3 protein-coding genes are annotated in these 2,484 nt (G+C 64.7%); all 3 read right to left on the bottom strand.

Translation table 11 applies throughout. The features are described 5' to 3' along the window. Positions 1-516: 516 nt before the first annotated feature. A complete protein-coding gene (locus tag QSK21_RS35745) occupies positions 517-678 on the bottom strand; it encodes a hypothetical protein (protein ID WP_285702194.1) in 162 nt (53 codons plus the stop codon). 281 nt (positions 679-959) lie between these two features. Continuing rightward, positions 960-2,225 carry an IS701 family transposase gene (locus tag QSK21_RS35740; protein ID WP_285702193.1) on the bottom strand — a complete coding sequence of 422 codons (1,266 nt, stop codon included), beginning with the start codon at positions 2,223-2,225 and terminating at the stop codon, positions 960-962. A gap of 78 nt (positions 2,226-2,303) precedes the next feature. Further along, the coding region (locus tag QSK21_RS35735) for a hypothetical protein (protein ID WP_285702192.1) at positions 2,304-2,484 on the bottom strand (181 nt) is incomplete at its 5' end.

Below are 2,484 nucleotides of genomic sequence, written 5' to 3'. Positions count from 1 at the left end.
TCTGTCGTATTCCCCCTGGCGGATCACAGACTCAAGAGAGGAACGCTGCTGCTTCGACAACTCCACAACAGTCATTATTCCACTCCCAAGGAAAGGTGTAAACATTCTTCAGATACGAAACACTAGATTGGATGCCCACATAACGAGCATGACCTCGGAAGTCCCTCAACCCTATATAAAAAACACTTGCATGCGTGAAGTAAGAATCGCTTGCACCAAGTGCAACTAAGACCACATGATGATATTTTCAAGGAAGTCTCGAAGTTTGCCATGCCGAAGGAGCAATATACTCGCACAGATGAGAGCGAGGCCCGGCAATATCAGAACTACTGCGAGCATCTGCCCTCCGAAAAGGGCATAAAGTCCCAGGCCAGCCAGCGTCAGCCCTAGTAATAAGAAGATGATTCCTGTGATTTTCTTGAGAAGTTTCATGATGTCGATCTCGCATGGGTGGAGCCCGCCTGCGCGCTGAGGCGCGCAGGCGGGCCGGGGAGCCAGGGTTCGACCGGACCTGGTCTACTGCTGGCTGTTACCCCTGGTCTGGTTCCCCTTGTTGAGGGTCCCGTTCCTGTAGGACGCGGAGCGTTCGGTGCGTTCGCTGTTGGCCCGATGGCGGCCGAAGTCCTGGCCGTAGTTCTGGGCCTGCGTGTCCAGGTCGGTCGCGCCGGTACCGGCCACGGCGCCCATGATGCCGAGAGCCGTGCCCGCCACCTGGAGCGGGTTCGGGCCGCTCGGCGTCGATACCGTGCCGTCCTCCGGCCAGCGCTCATCACAGCGCTGGCAGGGGCAGCTCGGTCCGTGCCTACCGTTGTTGCTTCGACGCTTACGCGCCAATGCAATCACCCTTCCGTGGTGATGCTTGGATCCGCCGCGATTTCTCGCAACTTTTCCAGGAGTGATACCCACAAATGTGGGCCAGCTTCGGAAGTCCCTAATACTCCAGTGGTAAGTCGCGATCTTCAGCGTCTTTGAGTCTGTTGTCGCTGGTAGTGGCATGTGCGGGCGTGGGCTTGATGGCGTCGGCGCCAGCGTGACCAGTGGCGGCAGTGCTCGATGGTCGGCGGTGGATCAGTGGTGAGTCGGGCCATCAGGCGTTGGACCTCGGCGAGGGTGAGCGGTATCAGATCGGGCTCGCTCGGGAGGCGAGCGTGCTCGGACACCGCCGCTGCGGTCAGGAAGGCGTGGGCGAGCATGGCCAGGGTGGTCCATCGGTACCAGGACCTCCAGGTGCGGACCTGGTGCTGGTCCAGGCCGCACAGGCCCTTGCCGGCCTGGAAGGCCTCCTCGATCCTCCAGCGGCGTCCCGCCACCGTGACCAGGACCGGCAACGGCGTCGGCCGGGGCGCGTAGCAGCGGTAGAACGCCAGCTCACGGGTGCGGCGGTTGCGGCGGATCAGCAGCCACCGGCAACCCGGGCCGACCCGGTCGATGCCGACCAGCGCCCAGTCATACCAGCGCTGTCCCGTGGCTCCGGCCCCGGCCGGCAGCTTCTGCCAGGCCCGCTTGGGCACGGCGACGGCGATCTGATCGGCGCGGCGCACGCCGATCCCCACGGTGACGCGGTGGTCGCAGGCCACCGCCAGCACATATCCGATGCCCCGCGTCTCCAGCCCGGTGCGCAGCCGTGGGCTTTGCCCGTAGACCTCATCGGCCGCCACCCAGCCGGCGGGTACCCCGGCGTCCAGGGCACGGGCGAGCATGCGGCGGGCCAGTTCCGGTTTGGTCGCGAAGGTCACCTCCTCGGGCACCCGGGCCGCTGCGCGCCGCTCGGCGTCGCCGGCCCAGACCTTCGGCAGGTACAACTCCCGGTCGATGAAGGCGTGCCCGGCGTCGGTCGCATACGCCATGAACACTGCAACCTGGCTGTTTTCGATCCGCCCGGCGGTGCCGGTGTACTGGCGCTGGACCCCGGCCGTGCCGGTGCCCTTCTTCAGATCACCGGTCTCGTCCACCACCAGCACCGCCCCCGGCCCCTTATCGGCCCCGCCGAGGTGCTCGGTGACGTAGGTGCGCAGGTCATCACGAACCTGGTCGGCATCCCACACCGCCCGTCCCAGCAGATACTGCATCCCGTAGGGGTTGAGGTCCCCGACGTGCTCGGCGATGGTCCAGCAATTCTTGCGCGGCAACTCGGCCAGCAGCCCCGCCAGCAGGCCGCGGAACCGCCGCCGGGTCTCCACTCGCACGAACCTGCAGGCCAGGCGACCGAGTAGATCCTCCAGCATCAGCTGCCACCGGCCAGCATCTACGCTGGGCCCAGCGGCCATCACGTGATCTTCGGTTGTCCTCACAAACATCGATGATCACGCGGTGGCCGTCTGCATGCCCAGGACCCCACCAGCAAGATCGCGACTTACCACTGAACCTTTTTCAGTGGCGGCGGAGAGGTTGCTGGTCACAGCATGATCGCGAGCGGTGTGGCGGGCCGGGTGCATGGCAAAGCCCCTGGTAGGACGGGTGATCTTCCACAACCCTCCGCCCCCA

Source organism: Actinomadura sp. NBRC 104412, assembly GCF_030269515.1.
Classification (GTDB): Bacteria; Actinomycetota; Actinomycetes; order Streptosporangiales; family Streptosporangiaceae; genus Spirillospora.
The sequence above is the reverse complement of the archived record's forward strand: the minus strand, read 5'-3'. Positions and strand labels throughout refer to the sequence as shown.